Source organism: Lacticaseibacillus baoqingensis, assembly GCF_003946165.1.
Classification (GTDB): Bacteria; Bacillota; Bacilli; order Lactobacillales; family Lactobacillaceae; genus Lacticaseibacillus; species Lacticaseibacillus baoqingensis.
Map to the genome: position 1 here is coordinate 12660 of NZ_RHOI01000035.1, position 16276 is coordinate 28935.

At 54.3% G+C, this 16276-nt stretch carries 15 protein-coding genes and 1 riboswitch; all 15 genes read right to left on the reverse strand.

Annotated elements, in window-relative coordinates:
• Positions 1-20: 20 nt before the first annotated feature.
• Complete coding sequence (locus tag EKM91_RS11720) at positions 21-1115, reverse strand: WxLIP family cell surface protein (RefSeq protein ID WP_164508572.1); 1095 nt, start codon at positions 1113-1115, stop codon at positions 21-23.
• A gap of 52 nt (positions 1116-1167) precedes the next feature.
• Positions 1168-2067 (reverse strand): WxL domain-containing protein, encoded by a 900-nt coding sequence (locus EKM91_RS11725; RefSeq protein ID WP_125754107.1) that lies wholly within the window; start codon positions 2065-2067, stop codon positions 1168-1170.
• Positions 2068-2107: 40 nt separating this feature from the next.
• Positions 2108-2998, reverse strand: coding sequence for a WxL domain-containing protein (locus EKM91_RS11730; protein WP_125754108.1), 891 nt, complete (start codon positions 2996-2998; stop codon positions 2108-2110).
• Positions 2995-3369: a hypothetical protein gene (locus EKM91_RS11735; protein ID WP_125754109.1), complete on the reverse strand. Its 375-nt coding sequence runs from the start codon at positions 3367-3369 to the stop codon at positions 2995-2997. Before EKM91_RS11735 ends, EKM91_RS11730 begins: the two co-directional genes overlap by 4 nt.
• A 614-nt stretch (positions 3370-3983) precedes the next feature.
• Complete coding sequence (gene ribH, locus EKM91_RS11740) at positions 3984-4439, reverse strand: 6,7-dimethyl-8-ribityllumazine synthase (protein ID WP_125754110.1); 456 nt, start codon at positions 4437-4439, stop codon at positions 3984-3986.
• Position 4440: 1 nt separating this feature from the next.
• A complete protein-coding gene (gene ribA, locus EKM91_RS11745) occupies positions 4441-5655 on the reverse strand; it encodes a GTP cyclohydrolase II (RefSeq protein WP_125754111.1) in 1215 nt (404 codons plus the stop codon).
• A complete protein-coding gene (locus EKM91_RS11750) occupies positions 5645-6247 on the reverse strand; it encodes a riboflavin synthase (protein WP_125754112.1) in 603 nt (200 codons plus the stop codon). Before EKM91_RS11750 ends, ribA begins: the two co-directional genes overlap by 11 nt.
• Positions 6247-7299, reverse strand: a complete 1053-nt coding sequence (ribD, locus tag EKM91_RS11755; protein ID WP_225419517.1) for a bifunctional diaminohydroxyphosphoribosylaminopyrimidine deaminase/5-amino-6-(5-phosphoribosylamino)uracil reductase RibD — start codon at positions 7297-7299, stop codon at positions 6247-6249. The genes EKM91_RS11750 and ribD overlap by 1 nt, the downstream gene beginning before the upstream one ends.
• A gap of 111 nt (positions 7300-7410) precedes the next feature.
• A riboswitch (FMN riboswitch) is annotated at positions 7411-7542 on the reverse strand.
• A 25-nt stretch (positions 7543-7567) separates the two neighbouring features.
• Positions 7568-8755 carry an amidohydrolase gene (locus EKM91_RS11760; RefSeq protein ID WP_125754113.1) on the reverse strand — a complete coding sequence of 396 codons (1188 nt, stop codon included), beginning with the start codon at positions 8753-8755 and terminating at the stop codon, positions 7568-7570.
• A 75-nt stretch (positions 8756-8830) separates the two neighbouring features.
• On the reverse strand, positions 8831-10480 hold the full coding sequence (locus tag EKM91_RS11765) for a phosphoenolpyruvate carboxykinase (ATP) (protein WP_125754114.1): 1650 nt from the start codon (positions 10478-10480) through the stop codon (positions 8831-8833).
• A gap of 245 nt (positions 10481-10725) precedes the next feature.
• A complete protein-coding gene (gltX, locus tag EKM91_RS11770; RefSeq protein ID WP_125754115.1) occupies positions 10726-12216 on the reverse strand; it encodes a glutamate--tRNA ligase in 1491 nt (496 codons plus the stop codon).
• A gap of 99 nt (positions 12217-12315) precedes the next feature.
• Entirely contained in the window at positions 12316-12786 is a 471-nt protein-coding gene (locus EKM91_RS11775) for a hypothetical protein (RefSeq protein ID WP_164508573.1), read from the reverse strand.
• A gap of 67 nt (positions 12787-12853) precedes the next feature.
• The gene (locus tag EKM91_RS11780) at positions 12854-14152 is read right to left on the reverse strand and encodes a Na+/H+ antiporter NhaC family protein (RefSeq protein ID WP_125754117.1); all 1299 of its coding nucleotides are present in this window, start codon (positions 14150-14152) and stop codon (positions 12854-12856) included.
• A gap of 275 nt (positions 14153-14427) precedes the next feature.
• The gene (locus EKM91_RS11785) at positions 14428-15879 is read right to left on the reverse strand and encodes an APC family permease (RefSeq protein ID WP_225419518.1); all 1452 of its coding nucleotides are present in this window, start codon (positions 15877-15879) and stop codon (positions 14428-14430) included.
• Positions 15880-16128: 249 nt separating this feature from the next.
• A partial coding sequence (locus EKM91_RS14280; RefSeq protein WP_164508574.1) for an IS3 family transposase occupies positions 16129-16276 on the reverse strand: 148 nt, incomplete at its 5' end.

A 16276-nucleotide genomic window follows, 5' to 3' on the forward strand; every position in this document is an offset into this window, starting at 1 on the left:
CCCACGACGAGCCGTCGTCATTATCGTGCTTGCCGGATCTGCTTGTGTTTGCGACTGCGCAGCCACATCAGCAAGATGACCAACAGCAACACAACGATCAAGATGATCAAGCCGATGATCAACAAGTGATTCGACTTTTCTTTCGGGATGGAGACATCCGTCTGGTTATACTTGCGTGCCGCTTGCGCCGTGATCTTGAAGTCTTTTTCGAATTGCCAACGATTGATGAAGTTGATCGGGTCGCCTTTGGTATCCGTGCCATCATGATACTTCCCGTCGGCGGATTTATTCGCCAACACCGTCAGTTTCAAGTGGTACGTCCCGGCGGCAAACCGCTTCCCATTCAACGGGATCGTATAGTCAAAATTCGAATTCGGCGCGATCTGCAACTGCACCGCACTATGTTTGTAAACCGGCTTGCTATCGCCTTGTTTTGTGATCACCGCATTCGTCTTCACCTGGTTGATGAAGATCGGTGTGGAATTCTGCAAATTCGCGGTGATCACATTGCGGGCATTAGATTGGCCGGCTTTAACTTGATGCAAGTGCAGCTTCGGCGTCGTCGGTTCGTTGTTGTTGTGCACGATCAGTCCTAAGACGAAAGCGTAGTGATTGTTGATCGCCACACCGCTGCTTTTTTTCTTAGCTTGACCCGCGTCTTGTTGTTGGAAGGTGATCCCCCCAGCCACTTGCCCGTTGAATTCAGCAGTCGGCATTTTGACCAAAACATGGTAGGCCAACTTGCTTTTCTTCGGGATCGTTACCTGCTTTTGGTAAGTCACCAGATCTGCTAGGTGATACTGCAGGCTTTTGTCTGGTTTGATCTTATTCGGGCTATATTCCACCACCCCGGCATTGTTAGTGGTCGCATTCGTGATCGCCACATTGACTTTCACGTCTTTGGCCGTGTCGTTGCTTAAGGTCATGGTCAGCTCTTGTTGGGACGCTGGTTTCATCCACAAGTCATAGTAAGACCGGTTTTGTCCGGCTTGCTGCTGGGGAAATTGTGGATCCACCGCAAAGTCGAATTCGCTGGCGAAAACGGGATGCGTCGTGCCGCACCATAAGGCGAACACGAACATCGGCAACAGCCAGAACCATTTTTTGCTTTTCATAGTCTCTTCCTTCATTCAAGTCAGTCACGGATCAATAAAACTTAGCCGGCGATCACGGGGTCGTGGTGCCAGTCCCGGTCGTAGCAGGCGTGGTCGTACCAGCAGCTGCCCCGGTGTTAGCCACGGTTGCCGATAAGGTCCAAGTCAAGTCAGTGGTATAAGCGCCTTTGACTTTATGCGTCGCGCCAGGCACGTTCAAGTTGATGCCGTCGTCTTTAGGCGCAGCCGTAAAGGCAGTCTTGAAGGCGTCATCCGTCTTGTCAGCACCGGTGGTATCCTTCAGATCGTTGGTCGCATCGATCGGCGTCAAGGTATTGGTGGTGTTCCAGATTTCTTGCACCGTGCCGGCAGTGGTGTTATCCGCTGTTGCCAAAGTAGCCGCGGTACCAGGGGTCAACGTGACATTGGCCGGCGATGTGTAGCCGGTAGGCGCAGCCACTACTGCACCAGTGGCATCACGAGTGATGAACTGGTTGTTGGTAAAGGACAAAGCAGCCCCATCCAAGTTATTGGTGCCATTGGCAAATTGCGCTTCTTGCTTGAGTGCCAAGGTCCATCCGGCGGTTGGGTCGGTGGCAGCTAAGCCGCGGTTATCAGTGATTTGGACGAAATTCGGCATGTAAGAGCGGGTGCCGCTGCCGTCAGTCGCTGTCCCAGCTTGTTGCACAGGCTTGTAGTCTTGGTTGGTCGAGGTGATCTTTTGGATCCCAAAATGCAGATCAGGCGCAAAGTCGATGCGCAAAGCCCCAGGCGTCCCGTTGCCGCCGCCATCAGGCTTGGTTTCTTTACCAGGATCTGGTGGGGTAACGATTGGGGTCGTGGTTTGGTCATCGGTTTCAAATGTGATGTCACCTTTGGTATTGGCCGTATTGTCGGCAGCAGAAACTAATGCTGCTGGTGCCAATGCGAGCATGCCTGCCAAAGCAGTGGCGAATACTAAACTCTTTTTCATTAGCGATTCCTCCAAAATTGTATGTTGCGATCAAATGCCGCTAGTTGCCTGGCGTTGCGGATAACGTCCAGGTCAATGTGGTGTAATACAAGCCAGCGCTTTTAACGGTGGCACCAGGTACATATAAGGAAACGGACTTGTCGACGTTGACATCAGCGGTGCCATTGTCGCTGCCATCCGCGTTATATTGCATCTCGGTGGCTTGTTCGCTGTGGCCAAAACGATCGACCCAGGTGCCGGCACCTTGTTGATCTGCCGCACTCATTACCGGTTGGGCGTTGCCGTTGCCATCAACGACGACTGGTGCTTGGACCGTTGGCATTTGCGTTGGGTCGGTACTGTTGCTGGCCGCTTCGGCATCAGCAAACGTGATCGTCGCGCCGTCTAAGGTCTTGCCGGTACCAGTGGTCACTGGGGTATAAGCGCCAGTAGTGGCATCAAAGGTGCTCAAGGTCAACGGTGAGTTTTGCTTCACACTCAACGTCCACCCGGCGTTAGTCCCACGGTTATCGGTGACTTGGGTATAGATCGGGCCGTATTGGGCGTTAGCCATGTCATAACCGGAAGGATCGGTGGCATTAGCCGCATAATACTTCTGGGCGCGGGCGAAATAGGTTTGGTCCGCGCTGGTGATCCTGTTAGTCCCAAAGTCCAAGCTGGACGCGAAGTCTAAAGACAATGGGCCATCAGTCCCTTGATCTGGGCCGATCGGTTGGTTAGGGTCTTTACCATTAGGATCAGTTGGGCCCACCGGCTTGCCTGGATCTGGATTAGAAGGATCGGTTGGCGGGGTCTTGTCTGTCCCTGGGACATATTGGACCTTACCGGTTGTATCCAGTGTCGAATCAGCAGCATGGACCCCTGCCAATGGCACTGCGCTAGCACTTAAAGCGGCAACGGCTAGCAGCGTTGCAAGTTTTGCTTTTTTCATTTGTCAAACTCCTTCTTACGACTACCCCATTGACGCCGTTGGCTCATCAACAAGCCTATGATCATCCCCCAACCCAGGAGGGCAAGTCCCGCGGCTGTTGTGTGATCATCGCCGGTTTGCGGCAGGCTGGCGCCTGCGCCAGTCGGCAATGCTGGCCTGGTGGTGCCTAACGGTGTTGGTACAGATTCTTGATATTGTGCATCTGGCGTGGTCTGACCTGACGTCGTGGGAGTCGAGTGCCAAGTCCCGACGAACGCCGTTGATGCAGTGGTCTGATAGGTATCTGCGGCAACGGGGGTGATGCCGCGGCTGCCTATCAGCAAGGCGGTGCCAAGCAGCAAGCTTAGCGCCAATCTCAGGACACCTTTCATCAGATCCCCTCTCTCAAGTTGTTGGCTAAGTGAACGCCTCATCCCTCCAACAGTCACGCCGCTGGGACACATTAGCCCAAGGGTGACTGATTATTGAGCCCGCCACATCCCCACGTGTATTTAAGCTCACATTTCATTTTAGAGACCTCTTGAAGCACGTGCAGGCGGAAAATTTACCGCAGCGCCTAAATCCACCGCCGATAAGTGCCGTATCCCTTGTCCCCCAAGGGATGCCGCGTGGCGATGGCCCGCGGTTTGCCCCATTAATTTACAGCTATATATTTATAATAAGCCCAGAATACGAAAATAAATACTGTGTTTTTGTTAGTATATGCTCCCGATCCGCTTATGACCACGAAAGCTAATAAATTATTCATTAAACAGCTGATAATAATTGATTCCTACAAATAATGATAACGTTTTATTACGATAAGTAAGCGATGGAAACCGCCGCCTAATGGGGATAACTCGCTCGATTGGTACCTAAGCCTGCCAGCTGGTCTAGCCCTCGCATTCGTTTCTTATACACATATTTCCTAAAAAATTTATTTTGCCCCAGGCATGCAAAAAGCGGGTAGCCATGATGGCCTGCCCGCTTTTTATGTGCCGCTTGTTTAATGAGGCAAATGGATCATTTCCAGTACCGCCGCGGCGCAATCAGCGCCTTTGTTGCCGCCTTTGCCGCCAGCGCGGTTGATGGCTTGCTCTAAGGTATCGGTGGTCAAGACGCCAAACATCACCGGCACCGGTCCCTCCAGGCTGACTTGCGCCAAGCCGCGGGCGGTTTCGCTGCAAACATAATCATAATGCGACGTTTCCCCGCGGATCACGGCGCCTAAGGCGATAATGCCATCGACATTGGCGCTAGCCCCCATTTGCTTGGCTGCCCGCGGCAGTTCAAACGCGCCTGGCACCCACCAAGTGGTGATGTCAGCGGCACTCACCCCGCTGCGCTGCAAGGCCGCTTGTGCGCCGGCTAAAAGCTTTTGGGTGATCAAGTCGTTGAATTGCGCCACCACGATGCCGATATGCAAGTTGCGTCCATCGGTATTGCCGAGATAATCTGCCATGTTAGTCCACCTCCGTGAGTAAGTGATGCAGCTTGTGCTTTTTGGTGAGCAAATATTGCCGGTCTTCTGGCTGCGCCGGCAGCTCCAATGGCAAGCGGCTGCGCACCGTGATCCCTAACGCTTCTAATTGCGCGATCTTGTCCGGGTTATTGGTCAGCAAGTCCACCGTATCCACTTGCTTTTGGCCTAAGATCGCCGCGACTAAACCGTATTGGCGCTGATCCGGGGCAAAGCCTAAGTGCACATTGGCTTCAACCGTGTCTAAGCCTTGTTCTTGCAAGTGATACGCCCGCAGTTTATTAGCCAAGCCGATGCCGCGGCCTTCTTGGCGCAGATACAACACCGCGCCTTGTCCGGCTTGGGCGATCAATTGCATGGCTTTATCCAGCTGCGCGCCGCAATCACAGCGCTTGGACCCAAAGACATCCCCAGTCAGACATTCGGAATGGATGCGCAATAACAACGGGGTGTGCGCCTTGATCTCGCCATAGCTGAGCAGCAGCGTCGGTTCGGCTGAACCAGGCGTGGCAAAAGCTTCCAGCGTGAATGCCCCATATGCCGTGGGCAGCGCCACTTTGGTGATTGCTTGCACCACTGTGGGATCGTGCATATAGCGATAGGCCTTGATGTCTTGGATCGATAACAGCGGCATTTGCATTCCTTCGGCAAAAGCCTTGAGCTGCTTGCGCCGGGCCATGGTCCCGTCTTTTTTCAAGATCTCACAGATATAAGCTACCGGCGCCGCCCCAGCCAACTGAGCCAGATCCACCGCCGCTTCGGTGTGTCCGGCGCGCGCCAAGGTGCCTTGCGCATCTGCGATCAGCGGAAAGACATGCCCTGGATGGTAAAAGTCACCTGGCTGGGCCTTGGGGTCTGCGAGTTGGCGGATCGTATCGGCGCGATCGACGGCCGAGATCCCAGTGGTGGTAGTTTTGGCATCACAGCTGACGGTAAAAGCCGTCCCATAAGCATCGGTGGCATCGGCGACCATTGGGTGCAAGCCCAAGCGCTTGGCCACGCTTGGCGCCATCGGCACGCACAACAGCCCGCGGGCTTTGGACACCATGGTATTGACACTTTGTTGCGAAGCATATTGCGCCAAGCCGATCATATCGCCTTCTGCTTCCCGCCGGTCATCATCGGTCACGATCACCAAGCCGCCTTGTTGCAAGACGGCTAAGGCGTGGGCGACGCGCTGGTTTAAATTAGTCTGCATAACCTGCCTCCTTTTGGGCCACTAAGTATTTGCCCAAAATATCCGTTTCCAAATTCACGCGCTGACCCACTGCCAGCTCCCCAAGCACCGTTTCTTGCAAGGTATGCGGGATCAAGCTGACACCAAAAGTGTGGGCCGCCACAGTGGTCACCGTCAAACTCACCCCGTTGATCGCGATACTGCCTTTGGCGACGATATATGGCCGCAAATCAGCCGGAAAGCTGAAGCGCAGCACCACCGCATTTTGTTCATCTTCACGGCTGGCCAGCTGCCCGGTGGCATCAACATGCCCTAAGACAAAATGCCCATCTAAGCGGCCATTTGCCGCGAGGGCCAACTCCAGATCCACCTGCTGGCCCACAGTCAAATCCACCAAATTCGTGCGCCGCAGCGTTTCTGGCATCACGTCCACGCTAAACCCGGCTGCCGTTATTGCCGTGATCGTCAAACAGATCCCATCAACAGCCACACTATCGCCGATGCGGCTGTGTTTGGCTGCCGTCAGTGGCGTTTGGATCGTCAACACCGCCGTATCGCCTGCAACCGTTTTGCTGGCCAAGCGGCCGATTCCTTGAATGATCCCAGTAAACATTACTCATCCCTCCGATACGTCAACAAGACGTCATCTGCTAACCGTTCCACCGCCGCCAATTGCCAAGCAACCGCCGCTGCCGCTGGGCCTTTTGCCACTGGCAGCGCGTCGCCGCCTAAGGTGATCGGCGCCACATCGACTAGCAGCTGCTCAACGAGACCAGCGACTAAAAATTCCGCTTGGATGCGGCTGCCGCCTTCGACTTGCAGTGACTGCAGGCCATGTTTGGCCATCAAGGCACACACAGCTTGCGGCGTCCATTCAGCAGCCGCAAACACCTGCACATGCGCCGGCCAAGCGCGCGTGGAAGCGGCATTGCTCAACAGCCACACCGAGGCGCTGGCATCTTGCCACAGCCGCAGCTCTGCCGGCAAGGCATCAGCATCCCGCACCAAGGCGATGCGCACAGGCGGATGCGCCAAGGCTTGCGTGCGCACCGTCAAGCTGGGATCGTCGATCACCAGCGTGTGCTCGCCGACTAAAATGGCCTGTTGTTCAGCGCGGCGCGCTTGGCTGGCTAAAAACGCTGCGTGCCCGCTTAACCGGGTGCGTTTTGGCGCGTTGGCATTGAGCTTGCCGTCGATGCTGGCCGCATATTTTAACGTCACATACGGGCGCTGATGCCGATAAAAGAAGTTATACGCACGGTTGATCCCGCCGGTGTCGTCTAACAGGGTCACGGCGATCCCGGCTTTTTCCAAAATGGCGATGCCTTTGCCTGCCACTAGCGGATTAGGGTCGTGCTGGCCGATCACGACTCTGGCCAAGCCGGCTTGCACCAGGCGATCGGCACATGGCGGCGTTTTGCCATAATGGCTGCAAGGCTCCAGGGTCACATACATGGTGGCGCCGACGGCTTGCTGGTCATTGGCTAATTGAGCTAACGTATCGACTTCTGCATGGGCTTGACCGAAGCGGTGGTGATAGCCTTGGGCGATCACTTGGCCGGCTTGGACTAAGACGGCGCCGACTTGGGGATTGGTCCAAGTCTGATTCGCCCCCAAGCGCGCTTGTTGCCAGGCGAGTTGCATGAATTCTAGATCTGTGATCATATTCACCTCCACAAAAAATGGCCTCGCAATGATTTGCGAGGCCATGATTGAAAGCTAAATAAGATCTCATCCGAGGCGCACGAAATAAGCGCCACTAATGGAATGAAAACTTGTTTTCTTCTCCCATCCAGACTTTCACTGTCGGTCCCAGACTCTCACTGGGTCCACCGCTATCGCGGGTCACGGACTTCTGCTTGCGCAGTCACCGTCGGTCGGGAATTACACCCTGCCCCGAAGAAATCTATTCAGTTAACGCTTTCAGAGTACACTATCTGCTCGGTGCTTGCAAGTATGTCTCAACGATCGTGGCAAAATACGTCGCCATTGGCGCGATCAGCGCATCATCAAAATCATACCGCGACGTGTGCACATAATGCCGTTTGGCGCCGCCGCTCATCAGCGCGAAACATCCAGGCACCCGGTCCAGCATAAACGAAAAATCTTCGCTGGCCATTACCGGCTCAAAATCCGTACAAGTCTTGTCCGGGCCGAACAATTGCGTCGCCACCGCCTGCGCCAAAGCCGTCGGCGCTGGCGCATTGACAACCGGCAATGAGATCTGAAAGTTTTCACACTCAATGTTCGCCCCATAAGCGGCGCCGATGCCGGCGGCTAATGCTTGGATCCGCGCCAGCACCGCTTCGCGCACCTGCTTGTCTAAGGTGCGGATGCTTAAATACAAAGTGGCGGTATCCGGGATCACATTGTAGGTCTCTGCTTGCCCGGCAATGAAACTGCCGATCGTCACCACTGCGGCATTTAGCGGGGCGACATTGCGCGCCACGATGGTTTGCAAGGAATTGACTAACGCCGCGCCGACCACGATCGGATCGACCGTGCGCTCAGGCGCTGACGCATGGCCGCCGCGGCCTTGGATCGTCAAGCGCACGCGATCAGATGACGCCATCACCGGCCCTGGTTGCAAGTGGATCGTGCCATCTGGCAAATGCGGCCAGTTATGATAACCAAACACCATGTCACACGGGAAGCGGTCAAACAAGCCATCAGCGATCATTTTTGACGCCCCATGCACCCCTTCTTCCCCAGGCTGAAAGATCACATTCACCGTGCCGTCAAAGAGCTTTGTAGCCGCTAAATACCGCGCCGTCATCAACATCGTGGCGATATGCCCGTCATGCCCGCACGCATGCATCAGCCCTGGGGTTTGACTGGCATATGGCAGGCCGGTTTTTTCGGTGAGCGGCAAGCAATCCATGTCGGCGCGCAGCCCCAGCGTTTTGCGGCTATCCCCTGCGCACAACTGGCCCACCACCCCGGTACCGCCGATGCCTGTCGTCACCGTATAGCCCCAAGCTTGCAGTTTGGCGGCCACCAGTTGAGCGGTGCGGGTTTCATGCAAGCCGATTTCAGGATGTTGGTGCAATTCATGGCGCAAGGCGACCAGCTCCGGCTGCCAAGTGTGGATCTGCGCGGGAATATGTTCTGCGATACTCATAGGTGACCTCCAATAATTTAGGCCCTATTGTACCGCAAAATCCCCTTGGCAGTTCACACCAAGGGGATTTTGTGCTTAATTCAAATGATCGATCAGCTGTTGCAGCATCGTGGCGGCTTCATCTGGCAACGCGTTGTACCCGTCATTAGCGGTTTGTTGTGTCTGGACGAACTGCAAGCGGTCTTGCATCCGCAAGCGCAGGCGCGCCACATAATCCGGATCGTGAAAATCGATGGCATAGTCTGGCAGCGCCAGATATTCCAAGTTGGCAAGCGGGCCAAATGGCGTAAATGCCGCGGCATTTTCCACGATCTTGCCGATCGCGTCAAGGGTCACACTGGGGGTGACTTTCGTGCCGTTGAAATAGCCGGTATTCAAGACATAGCAGCTGATCTTGCCGCTGGCAAACAACTCGCGAAAATCAGCATAATCTTCCCCCAGCGGATAGCAGCGGAACGGATTGGCAAACGGTTCGATCACCAGCGCATTCATATCGACTTTGCCCACCAGATTCTCAGCCGTCGACCGCTTCGTCGCCAACGTCACCCCAAACACCGCAGCTAACGTCGGATCCGTGATCTTCAGCACCGGCGGCAGCGTATCATCTTTCATGATCCAAAAAACGGCATTCAGCGGCTCGTTTAGATGATCCACGCGATTCGGCGTCAAATACCGCGACTTGATCGCCCGGCCGTTATTGTTGCGCACTTCTTGGGTAACGAGCACTTTTTGCCCGTGCTCATCTAAGGTGATGCCGACGTTTTGGGCGGTGAGAAAATATTTCAAGTCAGGATCGCTCGGCGCATAATCCGCCGTCTTGTCAAAATACGCCGGCTCCAGTGCGGTGGTGGTCCCGGATCGTTTGTTGATCACAAACGCATCATCATGCAAGACATCCACTTGGTACTTGCCGGCGTGTTTGGCCAAGGTGATCGTCGACTTGCCAGAACCTGACAAGCCAAACGCCGCCATGGTGAACTTGCGCGTGCCTAAGTCATAACGCTTCATCCCGCCATGACAAGCCGTGAACCCATGGCGATGGGCCGTGGCCCAGGCTAAGGTTAAGGTGGCTTTTTTCAGCTCCCCAAAATAGCGCAAGCCCAAGATCGCCGCCACATTGTGTTCCGGGTCAAACAAGGCCAAACCATTAGGAAAATCGGGATGCGCCCAGTCAGGATCGGCGTAAACATAAATATCGCTTTCTGGCAACGGCTGGCTTTGCTCATACCACTGCAGCGCACTGGCAGTGGCGATCTGGAAGTTCAACAAGTAAGTATAGAAATTCGCGGCGTAATCTTGGTTGAGCATCAAGTGCGCCTGCACGGAAAACTCGCGATCCAAGCCCACGACCACATCCCCGGTATAAAACTGGCGGCGGGTGCCAATGAACATGGCTTCGCGCAGCAGATCCCCATAATCCTTGGCGTCAATGCCTGGCTGGCCAATGATCCGCCGGGCCGCAGCCGTCCGGCCTACCACCTTGCCGTCGTTGGCCACCAAGACTTTGGCGTCAGCCGGCAAGCCCAACTCCGCCGTATGCGCCACCGGCATATCGGTGGTGACTACGCCAGGCGCTTGTTGGGCCAAGTGATAAGCCGTCGTCAAATCCCCAATGTGTTCCACATTATTCCCATAAAAAGCCGATTCCACCATCACCTTGAAATTCGAAAATAGTCGGTTGCTGGGGCCAATTGCAGTGCGGGCAAACTCTCGTGTTGTGGCCATCTGTATCCTCCTGGACCTAAGGACAAGCATACTGGCTTGTCACCTTAAGTCATTTTTCAGTTGTTGCAAACGGTGAATGGCACCCCAAAAATACTGTACGGTCTTCCTCCGGTTACATATTCAGTGTAGCTAATAGATGTATGCGCTGTCAAACTGAACACACGGAAAATACAATAATAAAAACAATAAAAAAGCACCTTTGCCGCGGCTCAATCCGAGTCGCTGCAAAGATGCTAGTAGTGCCATTACTTGTTGATCAAGGCCAAGACCCGATCGATGTTAGCCATGACTTTGTCGCGGCCCATCAATTCCATGGTTTCCGCTAATTGCGGGCCATGCATATGGAACGTTGCCGCGATCCGCACCGGCATAAAGAGCTTGCGGCCCTTGACGCCAGTCGCCAAGCGGATCTGATAGACCTCTTGGTTGATGAAGTAAGCGGTGAACAGCTCCAAATTGGTCAAGCGCTCCTTGAGCAGCTTGATCACTGGCAAGGCATTATCATCCGCCAATTCCTTCATTTCGTCTTCGGTCAGCGCGGTGCGCTCATCAAAGAAAATGCTGGATAAGTCCACGACTTGTTGCGTGTAGCTCATTTGCGGGATATACAAGCTGATCATTTGGCGCGCCCATTCGATCGTTTGCGCGTCGGGATCTTTGGCAAAGCGCCCCGCTTCGATCAAGTTCTCCAAAGCCAACGCCGTCAATTCAGACGGTTGGGTCTCTTTGATGTACTTGTTGTTGACCCATTCCAGCTTCTTTTGGTCAAAACGCGCCGGCGACTTGCTTAAGCGGTGTTCATCAAAGAGCTTGATGAATTCCTTTTTGGTGAAGATCTCGTCTTCGCCTTTAGGCGACCAGCCCAGCAAGGTGATGAAGTTGAACATCGCATTCGGCAAGTAGCCGAGTTCGCGATATTGTTCGATGAACTGCAAGACATTTTCATCACGCTTGGACAGCTTCTTGCCAGTCGCGCCATTGATGATCAGCGTCATGTGGCCAAATACTGGCTTCTCCCAGCCTAAGGCGTCATAAATCGCCATTTGCTTTGGGGTGTTGGCAATGTGGTCATCCCCGCGCAAGACATGCGTGATCTGCATCAAATGGTCATCAACGACCACCGCGAAGTTATAAGTCGGCATGCCATCGCGCTTCAAGATGACAAAATCGCCGCCGATCGTGTTGCCGTCGATGGAAATGTCGCCTTTGACGATATCGTTCCACTCGTAAGCTTGATCTTGCGGGATGTGGAAACGGATGACCGGCGTCAAGCCTTTGGCCTTTGCTTCAGCGATCTTGGCTTGCTTTTGGGCTTCGGTCAAGCCTTCATATTCGTAAACGTAATGCGGCATCTCGTGGTTAGCTTGTTGGGCTTCACGATCCGCTTGCAGTTCTTCTTCAGTCTTGTAAGACTCATAAGCCTTACCTTCTTCAAGAAGCTGGTTGATGTACTTCATGTAGATGTCTTTGCGTTCAGATTGCCGGTACGGTCCAAAATCGCCGCCTTTGTCTGGACCTTCATCCCAGTCGATACCTAGCCAGTGCAGGTTTTCGATCTGACTCTTTTCGCCGTCTGCAATGTTGCGCTTAGTGTCTGTGTCTTCGATCCGCAGCACCATCGTCCCATTGTTGTGTCGTGCAAAAAGGTAATTAAACAGTGCCGTCCGAGCATTCCCAATGTGTAAATGACCGGTAGGACTTGGTGCATAGCGCACCCGAATTGGTCGATCTGCCAATGCATTACGCCTCCATTTTAGTATAAACAATGCGTTACCAGTGTACCACACAGCGGCGGTGAGCGCACTGAAGACTCAAGGCAGCGGCGCGCGGCCTCGTTACTGGGCAAAGCACACCGTTTGCACTTTGGTGGTAGGGATGCCGTCAACGCTGGTCAAATCGACTTGCATTTGGCGGCTGACCGCCTCTTGGGCGCTAGGCACATGGATCTGCACGGTGGTGTGCGGCACAAAAGCCGCTGGCAGCTGCGGCGGCGGCTGCAGTACATAAGCCGCCACCTTGATCTTATCCGAAGCCGTCGGGTATGGGCTTTCGTTGATCGTTACCCCTGAAGCAAAATACGCTTGCAGCTGCTGTGGGGTGGTGATTTTTGCCATGTCTGACCCGTAAAAGAACACCGCTTGACCCGCGATGCGCAAGACGATCCCAGTTAAGGTCACGCCGATGGTCGAAACCGCTGGGGCATTGGGGCGGCTGCTTGGTTCGGCGGCTTTTTGCGGAGCCGAACACGCCGCTAACCCCACAGCGGCCAACCCGATCACCCCAATGCGCCAGTGGTGGCTGTCCATCATCGTCCTCCTCTTTGTCAATTGAAAACGCTACCGAATTCAGTATAGCAAATACGGCTGTCGCCTACTAGGGTGCGGCTTGTCGACGCGGCTTTTTAGCCAGCAGCCAGTTGCATAGCGGGACCAAGTATAAGAATAACGCGTATGGCCAGTAGCCGGCGAAGCTGACGCCTAACACCGTAGTCGGCACGAACACCGCAATGTTCCAAGGGATCAACGGGGCCAACACGATGGCGGTATTTTCAATGTCGCTTGCCAGCGCTTGGCGCTCTTGGCCGTATTGCGGACGCATCAGCGTGTTTGTCAAGATCACCGCCACGCTTTGGTTGCAGCCAAACCCGGCAGTCACCAGCGCCACCACCCCAGTCAGCCAAAAGCGGCGTTGAGGCGTGAGCTTTTGGCGCTGCATGCGTTGTTCCAAACCTTGGATGGTACTAGTCGCATTTAACACGCCGGCTAAGGCGCAAGAAACCAGCACCACACTGATCGCCGTGAGCATCGATGAGATGCCGCCGCCGGCTACCGGGTGGGCGCCTGCGGGATGAAACCCTGCCAGCATCGCCCACAACAGCGTCGACCAAGGCGTATGCTGGCCAAAATGGCCTAACAGCATCGTGACCACTAAACTCATCAGGATCGATTCGCTGATCGGCCGCCGCAAGATTGCCAAGCCGATCACGATTGCTGCCGGCAGCAGCTGCCACCAGGCCAAGACAAAATCATGCGCTAGCGCCGTCAACAAGTTGGCTTGCAAATGCGCTAAAGGCGACCGCCAAGACAAGCCGGCATAGCCGATCACAGCCAACCCCAACGGCAGCCAACCGGTCTTGAGCATTTGCCGGACGTTTTGTGATAAGTGCGTGCCCGTCACTGCCGCCACTAAACTCGCCGAGCTGGATAAGGGGCTGCAGCGATCGCCAACGTAGATCCCGGCAATGATTGCCCCAGCCACCACCTCCAAGTCGATGCGCCCGCTGCGCGCCACGATCATCAACGGCACGCCGACGACAGACAAGGTGCCAAAAGACGTGCCGATAATGGTCGATACTACCGCACAGATCACAAAGGTCATCACCACAAAAGTTGACGGCGTAACCAGCCGAAACGTCAGCGCCACGATCGTTGCGATCGTCCCAGACGCCATCCACGCTCCGATCAATGCCCCGATCAAAGTCAACGTCCGCACCACGACCCAGGCGGTGCGCAAACCTTGCCAGCTCACCGCCAATACTTGCCGCCAGCCGATCGCTTGCTGCGCGCCGCAGGCAAACACCACCCAGCCGACTGCCAAACCCCAAGCCAGCGGCCAGCCTTGGAGCACACACGCTAATAATAAGATAAACACCACGACGATTTGCGCGACCATTTTTTCCACCAGCTCTACCACGAATTGCTTTTATTCTACGCTTTCTAGTTGCTTCAGCAACGAAAAATAGCCTTTGACCACACACTGTCAAAGGCTAATCGGCTTAGGGGAAAGCCATTCTCACTTGCGCGCAACACCACTTTTCCACGGCCGCATTGCGCTTGTTTTTAGTTTACGATAGCTTGGCAATCCTGTCACGAAAGATGCCTGCGCCACCAAAAAGCGGCTTTTGCACCGGCCGCTTGGTCGGTGCAAAAGCCGCTTGCGGCGTGTATTTAAGCGATGCCTTTGGCTTTGCGTTCGCGGTGGGCTAACAGCGGCATGATCCCGCCAACCCCAAACAAAACGGCGACCGAGATGATGTTTAAGAACAATTCGTGCCACCACAAGCCGGACCAAACGGCCCCTTCTTGCGGCAAGACCCCAAGGCTGGCGCAGATAAACGCAAACGCGAAGCCCCAAACGCCAACGGCCAAGGCCAACCGGCGATTTTTGATGAAGACAAACGGCGAGTCATATTCTTCTTGATGCAAGCGCAAGGCGATGAAGCCTAAGAACAGCCAGCAAGATTTATATGGCGTCACGATCCCGTTAAGGTTCAACAGCCAGTTAAAAATCGAGTTGATGCTTGGCAAAGTCCCAGACATCAATAATAGGAACAAGCACAACCCGGCGGTCAGCGTGTAAGAATGGATCGGTCGGCCAGAACGGTCCATTTTCCGCATCCAACTTGGCATGTAGCGATCCGACTGATCGGCAGATAACACGCGGCTGGAAGCATCCAACAAGACGGCCAGCTGCGACAGCATATAGATCAAGGACACAAACGAGTAGATATGTAACATCAACTTGCCCAAGCCCAAGCTTTCGCCTAACCGCTCGAAGGCATAAAAGGCCCCGTTCATCTTCAAGTCATCTGGCAGATGATGGGCATTGAAGAACACCCCTAACGCGATGGAACCAAAAATCGTCAAAAAGGCGGTCAACACGATCAGCAAGTACATCGCCTTAGGAAATTCAGATTTAGGATCACGCAAGCGCGTCACATAAGCGGCGCCAAGTTCCGCCCCAGACACCGCAAAGACCAACAGCCCGGTCGTGGCGAAGTAATGCGTATCAAAATGCGGGATAAATGCCTTCAGGCCAAATGGCTGCGTGGCAATGTGGATCCCTTGCCGCAAGCCGACCACTGTCATGATCACAAACAATACCGTCATGATGAACATCGCCGCCCCGGCGATCATCCCCATGATCTCCAGCGAGCGTTGGACGAAGTTTTGGAACAGTAAAAACGCCCCGATGACCACGAAGGTGAACACCCCAAACAGCACATTATTCATATACTTGTCTAAGGTATTGTCCCCTAAGATCGTCCAAGACAAGGACACGATGACCGAATTGGCCACATCGACGGTGTAAGGCATCAAACTGGCCCAAAACATCCAGCCGGTCCAATAGCCGGCCCCATCGCCGATCGCCCGGCGCGACCAGCTGGCTAACCCGCCGCCGGCTTCATTGAACGTGGAGCCCATTTGCGCGGAGATCATCCCGTAAGGCAAGACATAAGCGATCGCCATAAACAGCCATGAAAATACCACCGATAACCCTTGGTTTTGGAACGGGTAGATCACGTCTTCAAAGCCGACGATCGTGGTAAAGGTCAAAAACGTCAATACCGGCCACTTCATCGATTTTGTGGACGGCGTCAGATCTGGATCCATTTGCATCGTTAATCATTCCTCCAAAAAAGTGTGCCGCGATCCACGTCCCTTGACGCCGTCTTGCACACACAAAAAAATAAATGCCAATTGTTTATCTTACGCTTTCTGAAAACACATGCCAACAAAAACTTGACACCCGTCGCCAACATAGCTACACCAACCCTGTCATGACGGGGTTAGCCGCCTGGTTTTTTTATGTTTTATTGCCGCCACACAAAAAGGCGATGAACTGAACCCCAAAAGTTGGAGTAATTTTTAAGCCACAAACTGGCTGGAATGTTTCCGGAATTCTACCGGAGTCATTCCGGCCAGTTTTGTTTTTATCTGTTTGTGATTGTAGTAGTTGACGAAGGCAATCGTAGCTGTCCTCAGCTCCTCGAAATTAGCATAGGCGTGATTATGA

Coding starts and splice junctions, on each gene's coding strand:
- ribD (WP_225419517.1), bottom strand. CDS start 7,299: ATGATCACAGATCTAGAATTCATGCAACTCGCCTGGCAACAAGCGCGC.
- EKM91_RS11735 (WP_125754109.1), bottom strand. CDS start 3,369: ATGAAAGGTGTCCTGAGATTGGCGCTAAGCTTGCTGCTTGGCACCGCC.
- EKM91_RS11765 (WP_125754114.1), bottom strand. CDS start 10,480: ATGGCCACAACACGAGAGTTTGCCCGCACTGCAATTGGCCCCAGCAAC.
- EKM91_RS11730 (WP_125754108.1), bottom strand. CDS start 2,998: ATGAAAAAAGCAAAACTTGCAACGCTGCTAGCCGTTGCCGCTTTAAGT.
- EKM91_RS11780 (WP_125754117.1), bottom strand. CDS start 14,152: ATGGTCGCGCAAATCGTCGTGGTGTTTATCTTATTATTAGCGTGTGTG.
- ribA (WP_125754111.1), bottom strand. CDS start 5,655: ATGCAGACTAATTTAAACCAGCGCGTCGCCCACGCCTTAGCCGTCTTG.
- EKM91_RS11750 (WP_125754112.1), bottom strand. CDS start 6,247: ATGTTTACTGGGATCATTCAAGGAATCGGCCGCTTGGCCAGCAAAACG.
- EKM91_RS11760 (WP_125754113.1), bottom strand. CDS start 8,755: ATGAGTATCGCAGAACATATTCCCGCGCAGATCCACACTTGGCAGCCG.
- EKM91_RS11725 (WP_125754107.1), bottom strand. CDS start 2,067: ATGAAAAAGAGTTTAGTATTCGCCACTGCTTTGGCAGGCATGCTCGCA.
- ribH (WP_125754110.1), bottom strand. CDS start 4,439: ATGGCAGATTATCTCGGCAATACCGATGGACGCAACTTGCATATCGGC.
- EKM91_RS11775 (WP_164508573.1), bottom strand. CDS start 12,786: ATGGACAGCCACCACTGGCGCATTGGGGTGATCGGGTTGGCCGCTGTG.
- EKM91_RS11785 (WP_225419518.1), bottom strand. CDS start 15,879: ATGCAAATGGATCCAGATCTGACGCCGTCCACAAAATCGATGAAGTGG.
- EKM91_RS11720 (WP_164508572.1), bottom strand. CDS start 1,115: ATGAAAAGCAAAAAATGGTTCTGGCTGTTGCCGATGTTCGTGTTCGCC.